The organism is Stenotrophomonas sp. PS02289 (genome assembly GCF_029960115.1).
Classification (GTDB): domain Bacteria; phylum Pseudomonadota; class Gammaproteobacteria; order Xanthomonadales; family Xanthomonadaceae; genus Stenotrophomonas.
Genome location: NZ_JASCOZ010000198.1, coordinates 1 through 7,147, shown reverse-complemented (window position 1 = coordinate 7,147; position 7,147 = coordinate 1). Strand labels below are relative to the sequence as shown.

The 7,147-nt window shown below is 66.0% G+C and carries 9 protein-coding genes; 1 reads left to right on the top strand and 8 read right to left on the bottom strand.

Going from position 1 to position 7,147, the window contains the following annotated elements; translation table 11 throughout:
- Window positions 1–120 precede the first annotated feature (120 nt).
- Complete coding sequence (locus QMX83_RS18930) at window positions 121–2,049, top strand: DUF885 family protein (protein ID WP_282298190.1); 1,929 nt, start codon at window positions 121–123, stop codon at window positions 2,047–2,049.
- 71 nt (window positions 2,050–2,120) lie between these two features.
- Here the strand turns inward: QMX83_RS18930 and QMX83_RS18925 are convergent, their stop codons facing one another.
- The 8 genes from QMX83_RS18925 to QMX83_RS18890 form a co-directional block, all read right to left on the bottom strand.
- Window positions 2,121–2,441 (bottom strand): hypothetical protein, encoded by a 321-nt coding sequence (locus QMX83_RS18925; RefSeq protein ID WP_282298189.1) that lies wholly within the window; start codon window positions 2,439–2,441, stop codon window positions 2,121–2,123.
- Window positions 2,441–3,130, bottom strand: a complete 690-nt coding sequence (locus tag QMX83_RS18920; RefSeq protein WP_282298188.1) for a hypothetical protein — start codon at window positions 3,128–3,130, stop codon at window positions 2,441–2,443. Before QMX83_RS18920 ends, QMX83_RS18925 begins: the two co-directional genes overlap by 1 nt.
- Window positions 3,111–3,659 (bottom strand): hypothetical protein, encoded by a 549-nt coding sequence (locus tag QMX83_RS18915; protein WP_282298187.1) that lies wholly within the window; start codon window positions 3,657–3,659, stop codon window positions 3,111–3,113. Before QMX83_RS18915 ends, QMX83_RS18920 begins: the two co-directional genes overlap by 20 nt.
- On the bottom strand, window positions 3,649–4,473 hold the full coding sequence (gene sctJ / locus QMX83_RS18910; protein WP_282298186.1) for a type III secretion inner membrane ring lipoprotein SctJ: 825 nt from the start codon (window positions 4,471–4,473) through the stop codon (window positions 3,649–3,651). Before sctJ ends, QMX83_RS18915 begins: the two co-directional genes overlap by 11 nt.
- Window positions 4,470–4,760: a type III secretion system inner rod subunit SctI gene (gene sctI / locus QMX83_RS18905; protein WP_282298185.1), complete on the bottom strand. Its 291-nt coding sequence runs from the start codon at window positions 4,758–4,760 to the stop codon at window positions 4,470–4,472. Before sctI ends, sctJ begins: the two co-directional genes overlap by 4 nt.
- A gap of 73 nt (window positions 4,761–4,833) precedes the next feature.
- The gene (locus tag QMX83_RS18900; protein WP_282298184.1) at window positions 4,834–5,154 is read right to left on the bottom strand and encodes an EscF/YscF/HrpA family type III secretion system needle major subunit; all 321 of its coding nucleotides are present in this window, start codon (window positions 5,152–5,154) and stop codon (window positions 4,834–4,836) included.
- 26 nt (window positions 5,155–5,180) lie between these two features.
- Window positions 5,181–6,359 (bottom strand): PrgH/EprH family type III secretion apparatus protein, encoded by a 1,179-nt coding sequence (locus QMX83_RS18895; RefSeq protein WP_282298183.1) that lies wholly within the window; start codon window positions 6,357–6,359, stop codon window positions 5,181–5,183.
- Between the two features lie 179 nt (window positions 6,360–6,538).
- A partial coding sequence (locus QMX83_RS18890; RefSeq protein ID WP_282298182.1) for a lytic transglycosylase domain-containing protein occupies window positions 6,539–7,147 on the bottom strand: 609 nt, incomplete at its 5' end.

Sequence of the window (7,147 nt, the reverse complement as noted above, 5' to 3'; positions counted from 1 at the left end):
GGCCCGGGCACTGCGTGAGCCGGCCAACGGCCGGCGCTACCAAAGCTGAACGACGCGGTGGCTCCGTCCGGGCGAATCAGGCAAGCTCCCGGGTCTGTATAGGATTTACGGAAGCGCTCCATGCCCCACCCCGCCCGCGCCCTGGCGCTCGCCATCGCCGCCGCGCTGATCTTCAGCGCCGCCCCGCCGGCTGAAGCGGCCAAGAAGAAGGCCAACCGCCCCGCGGCCGCGCAGACCCGCCCGGCCGCCAAGCCCAAGGCCAAGCCGCGTGCGCGTCCCGCCGCGCCGGCACGCAAGCCGCTGGTCCGCCAGCAGAGCAAGGCCGCGCAGCTGAATCTGGTGTACGACGAATACTGGGACGCCTCCATGCGGCTGAACCCGCTGCAGGCCACCTTCCAGGGCGACGCCCGCCATAACGACCAGCTGCCCAATATCCTTTCGGCGGCCTGGCGCCAGCAGTCACACGACTTCACCACGGAATGGCTGGGCAAGGTTGAAAAGATCGGCGCGGAGGGTCTGGAAGGCCAGGACCTGCTGAGTTACCAGATCTTCGTGCGCGACGCACAGATGTCGCTGGCGGCGGAAAAATACCCGTCGTGGATGACGCCCGTCAGCCAGTACTACAACCTGGGCAGCATCATGGCGATTCTGGGCTCCGGCTCGGGGGCCCAGCCCTTCAATACCGTGGCCGACTATGACGCCTGGTCGCGACGCTCACTGGGTGTTCCGCCATTGTTCGACCAGGCCATCGCCAACATGCGCGAGGGCATGAAGGCCGGTGTGGTGCAGCCACGCGACCTGATGGAAAAGGTGCTGCCGCAGCTGGACGCGGTAATCAAGCCCACGGCTGAGGAAAGCATCTTCTGGGCTCCGGTGCGCAACCTGCCCGATGATTTCCCCGAAGCCGACAAGGCGCGCATCAGCGCCGAGTACAAGCGCATGATCGAACTGCGGATCATGCCGGCCTACCGCGCGCTGCGCGGCTTCATCGCCACCGAATACCTGCCCGCCACCCGCGCCAGCGATGGACTCTCTGCCCTGCCGAACGGCCAGGCCTGGTACGCGCAGACGATCGTGCAGAGCACGGCCAGCACGCTCAGTCCGCAGCAGATCCACACACTCGGCGAACAACGTGTAGCGGCGCTGCAGGAGCAGATCGGCAAAGTCCTGAAGGACAACCGCATCCGCGGTTCGCAGCAGAAAGTGCTGCGCGGCATGCGCACGGATCGCGACTTCCAGTTCGCCACGCCGCAGGCCCTGCTCGGCCGCTATACCCAGTTGCAGCAACAGGTGGCGGCGCGGCTGCCCACCCAGCTGGGCACGCTGCCCAAGGCCAGGCTCGATATCCGCGCGGTGGAAGCCGACCGCACGGCCAGTGCCGCAGCGGTGAGCTATCAGCCGCCGTTGCCCGACGGCATGCGCCCCGCCGTGTTGTATGTGAACACCGGTGCCCTGCCGAGCCGGCGCAGCTGGGCCGCGCCGATGCAGTACCTGCACGAAGCAATTCCTGGCCACCACGTGCAGCTGGGTCTGCAGCAGGAACTGGACAAGCTGCCGCGCTTCCGCCGACTGGGAGGCGACATCGCCTTCGTGGAGGGCTGGGGTCTGTATGCCGAATCGCTGGGCGACGCGCTGGGCGTGTATGAAGATCCCTACGCCAAGGTGGCCTACCTGCAGGCAGCATTGACCCGCAGTGCGCGCATGGTCGCCGACACGGGTGTGCATGCACAGGGCTGGAGCAAGAAGCAGGCGGTGGATTATCTGGTCAAGACCGCCGACATGCCGGCGGACGACGCGACAGCTGAAGTGGAGCGCTTCATGGCGCTGCCCGGGCAGACACTGGCCAATGGGTTGGGCGAACTGAAGATGATGGAACTGCGCGACGCAGCGCAGGCGGCGCAAGGTGCGCAGTTCGACCCGCGACGCTTCCACGCGGAAGTGCTGCGCGACGGATCGATGCCGCTGGATATTCTGGACGCGAAGATCAAGCGCTGGATGGCTGCGCCTGCGGCGGTGCCGGCGGCGGCTGCTACGGCGACTACACCGTAGAGCCGGGCTCTGCCCGGCTGCGTTTGCATTGTCACAAGAAGCCGGGAAGAGCCCGGCTCTACCTTGAAATGTCAGTCGGCGTAGGGCTCCGGCTTCACACCCAGCTTTTCATCCGGATCGCCCAGCAGCATCGCCTGCATGAAGCCTCTCTGGAACCACTCACGGAACATCATGTCGACCAGCGCCTCCGGCGACAACGGCAACGGCTTGGTGACCGGCTTTTCCTTGACCGGCTGGATCTCCGGAACAAGATCGCTGAAGTCCGGCCGGCGCTCCTCGCCGCCCATGGCAGCGCGCATGGCCTCACGCATGCGCTGGTCCAGCGAGGGGGCGTCACCATCGGGAAGGGCAGAGAAGTTGGACGCACCGGCGTCCAGTTTGTTCAGCATCATCAGTGTGCTCCAGTGAAAGAGTCAGGGAAAGGCAGTGGTTTCAAGCGTGCGTTGATCGCTGCCAGATAGGCGGACGCGCGTTCGCGTGCACCGGCTTCAAGCACATTGGCATCCACACTGGCTTCCACCGCGCGGCTCAGCGCATGGACCGGATCCAGTTCGTACACCAGCGCACCCACACTCAGCACCGGCAACGTGCCCTGCCCGCCCAGCACCTGCAGCGGAAGCATCGGTGTGTGTTGCGCCAATCGTTGCCGCACGGCGTCACGCAACGCTTCCAGCTGCGGAGGTACGTGCAGCCGGATGTCCGTTTCGCCGTCGGCAAACGCCTGCTCGCAGCGACGGATCACCAGCTCGGCTTCGACCGATTCCGCTGCAAGACTGGCCGCGATGACCGCACGCAACTGACCCAGCACGGCCTCGCGCAGGGTCTGCACGTCCGCCAGCGCGGCCTCCAGCAGCGGCACCGCCTCGGCCACCGCCTCGGCATAACCATCGTGATAGCCGTCGCGGCGTGCCTGCTCGGTGGCCACGGCCACCTGTGCGGGCACGGCGTCTAGGACATCCGCCGCACGCCGGCGGGCCATGCTGACCAACTGGTCGGCGCGCGCGGCCTGGCCCAACGCGCTGGGGGAGATCACCCCCCCTACCGCAAAGTTGAGCGCCTGCTCAGGAAAGCTTTTCAACATAGTTCAGGGCACTCCAGAAAAGATCCAGGTCCGGGCGGACCTCCAGTTCGGGCGCGTCGCCGCTGTCGGTGTGCAGCGGAAGCGTCACGCGCGCCCCCAACCAAGGGGGCAGCAAGGGAGCCAGCGCACGCACCTCGGCCGCGCCCCAGCGCAACAGCGAATCCGGGTCGTCTTCCAGCGGCCGTTGCGGCCGCTCCGGCGAGTCGTACCGTGAGTACCCGGCGCGCATGAACGCCTGCAGCGGCAGGGACAGCGCGGTGCCGCCCCGCTGCATCGACACCCAGTCGCGCAGGCGCGCTGCCCCGATCATCACCGCCACTTCGGGCAGGCGATCCCACGCCGTTACCACCCGCCGGGCCAGCGGCGTGCGCATTTGCGCACGCGCCGATGGCACCGGCATGCCGCACTGGCGGATCAGCGTGGCATTGAGCCAGCGCTGCTGCGCCGGCGTCGCCTGTGCGTAAACCGCGCGCCAAGGTCGGTAGTAGCTGGCAGGCGCGTACACGAGCCGCAGCAGCTCAGGCTCCACGCCAGCGGCTCCCGGTCGGCAACGGCTTGCGTCGGCGCAGACGCTGCCAGAGGCCACTCGCGCCACTGGCCAGGGCCGGTACTGCACGCACCAGCACCCAGCCGCCCAGCACCAGCGCGACACCCAGCACCGCGAACAACGCCAGTATCAGCGGGGATACGCTGCGCTCACCGGCAGCGGTCACGGCGAGGGTCCGCGGACCTTCCACCTCGGTCAGAATGACCGAGACGTTGTCGTAATCGATGCCGTCGAAGGTATTGCGCAGGAAGCGCTTGATCGACTGCATCAGAATCTCCTCGTCCACATCCGGCGCGTGCGCCACCACCGCGGCCACGTGCATGCGGCGCGGGTTGGTACGACGGTTTTCACCGCCGATGCTGGCGTCGTAGTTCAGGTGCACACGGGTCGACTGCACACCGTCGATCAACTGCAGTGACTCCTCGAGCCGCTGCTCCACCGCCGAGATCAGCCGGGCGCGCTCGCCCAGCGGTGTACTGACCAGCGAATCGGCCGGGAACGCGTTGGCCACCTGGCTGCGCGGGGCCGACGGCAGGTCGTTACGCTGGATCAACTCGATTGATTCGGGCAAGTCGCGCTGGGCCACCTGTACCTGGTACCCCCCCTTGCCGGCACTCAGCTTTTCCGCCGTGATGTTGTGACGCAGCAGCACCGCGATCACTTCATTGGCCTGGCGCTCGTCCAGACCTTCCAGCAGCGGCTTGCGCGCGCAGCCACTCAGCATCAGCAAGGCCAGCATGGCGAACAGCACCCAGCCCACCTTGCGGGGGGTGCCGGCAAACAACGGCGTGTTCATGACTTGAGCAGTGTCTCGAAGGTCTTGTTCATGTGATTGGCCAACCCAGCGGCCACGGTCATACGCTTGGTGTAGTCGGCCAGTGCCATCTGCAGGGCGAACAACTCGTCGGGATCCGTTGCGGTATACGGGTCGTTGCTGGCCGCGTGAATCTTGGCCTGCTGTTCCCCTGCGGTGACATAGCTGTTGGCGAGGGCGTGGGTCATGCGGTCGGACAGCGACACGGCTGCGCCGTCTGCGCCTTCGGCCGCGTTGATCGCCGTGGCGATCTCGGAAACTTGCAACATGGTGGGGAGTTCCTGCGGAAGGGTGCGCGGGGGAACGCTGGCCGGACGGGGACGGTCCGGCCAGCAAGGTGCATCAGCCCAGGTTTCGGGCGTTCTGCTTCTGCATGTCAGCCAGGCTCTTGGCCGAGTTCGACTGCAACGAACGGTACGTGGTGTACTCGGAAAGCGCCGTCTGGTACTTGGCCAGCTTCTCCGGGTTGGTCGGATCGCCCGGCTTTTCGTCCGTTCCGTCACCCGTAAGATCTTTAAAGATTTTGTCCAGATCGGTCTTCAGCTTGGCCACACCCCGGTTGAACTGGTGGCTGTGTTCGCTCAGCCAGCCTTTCCAGCGGTCGGGATCGTCGACGGGCGGGTCAAAACCGGGACCTGGGGTCGGTTTGGTGTTCTCAGTCATAGTGTTTCTCCAATGGTATCGTCGGGTTATCTGCTGCTTGAAGTCGAAAACTCCCAACGACCCTCACCAATGGAGAGCAGCTGATCGTCGGAGTACTGGTAGGAGCGACCCTTGAGCAGGTCGTCCCACAAGCGGATGTTGATGTGCACGCGACGTGCGCCCCACTCCTGCACGAACTCATCGCGGTAGCGCGACATCGCGTGCAGGGAGGCATCATCAAGGAAGGTGTCGTTGGTCAAGCTGGTGCGCCCGGCCTGGCTGCCCGTCCGCGTGCTGATGCCGCGGGCGTTGAGCCCGTTGCGCGCCAGACTGACCAGGTGCCCGTCGCCGATCGAGCGTACGTCGATACGCGTCGCGTACGGCAGGTGCGGAGCCAGCATCGCGGCCACGCGGCGGCGGCGCTCACTGTCGTCGGCGCTGACTGCGGTGATCACCACTTCCGGTACTTGCGGGGTGCGCAGGCGGATCACCGCGTAGTCCACGCCGGCGCTGTCCAGGAACGTGCCGATGCGGGCAATTTCCAGGTGACGGATGTGGTAGATGTCCTTGGTGCGACCGGCACGCTCGCTGGCACGCTGGCCCCAGCTCATGGCTTCGGCCGTGTCGGTGAACGCATGGATGCGCCCGTGCTTGTCGTGCACCACGTTGTAGTCATAAGGCGACTGCGCCAGCACCAGTTCCAGATTCCGAACCTGGGTGGCAGGGCGCTGACGGTCGTACAGCCACCAGCCGGTGGCGGCCAGCACGGCAGCCATGACGCCGAGCACCAGCCACAGGATGAGCGGCGTTCGCGGACGCGCCGCGGCGGCAGCCCGCTCCATCGACTCGTACTTGGCCAACACGGGCAGACGATGGTCCAGCACCGCGAGCGACCAGACCTCGTGCTCTTCGCGCACGGCCAGGGTCAGGCCGGCCACATACACGACCTCATTGAGGGGCAGGTCCTGCGCGATCCAGCAGATGTTGTCGTTCTCGCGCACTTCCAGTTTGACCGCGGTTTCCGAGCAACGGATGCGGAACGACGCCGGCAGATGGTCACCCGGGATGTAGAACACGTTGTCGGCGTTGGCCAGCGTGCTCTCCATCCTGCCCTCGTGCAGGATGCGTGCGGGACCGACATGGAAGACGGTATCGCCCGGCAGCAGGGTGAATTCGACGCCGTCGAGCTGACCCGAGAGCAGTTTCAACTTGTGAATGAGAGGCATGCGACGTCCGAAGGCAGAGTCAAAGAAGAGGATCGGTGCGGCGCACCGGCTCCCACGGAACGCAGACTGACAGCTGCGTGCGGAGCAACGTACAAAAAAAGTTTCAAAGTGATTTCGAGGTGCAATGTCAACTGCATCCTCCGCCGTGATGTACCTGCGTTACACAGGTGCCGGCAGCGTCAATCGCGCCGGCTGTGGTACAGCGCAGTGACTTTGGCTACGTACTGGCGGGTTTCCGCAAACGGCGGCACGCGGTTACCGTGGCGCTGCACCGCGCCCTCGCCTGCGTTGTACGCCGCGAGCATCAGTTCCAGGTTGCCGTCGAAACGGCGATGCAACCACACCAGGTAGGCGGTGCCTGCGCGCAGGTTCTGCAGGGGATCGAGCAGATCCTGTGCACCGAATCGTTTACCCGTGGCGGGGATGACCTGCATCAACCCCAGCGCGCCCGCATGCGATCTTGCCTTGGCGTTATAGGCAGACTCCACGGTAACGATGGCGTGCAGCAGGTGCGCATCGACCGCGTGTTCGGCTGCAACCTGGTCAATCAGCGGGCCCCAACGGGCATGACCGGCGGGGCGCGAAGGCGATGGCACTGGAGCTACCGGCTTCCCACGCGCAGACGCCCGCACCGCCACAGGGCGGTGCGGGTCGAAGATGGTGGCCCCGGCAATCCGGGTCTGCGATACCTGTAGCTGACCGTCAGCGCCGAGGGTGGCATAGACCCGGGCCTGCGCCGGAAGGGTGGGGGGGGCCAACCCCCCCCCCCCCCCCAAAAAACCCGGCAT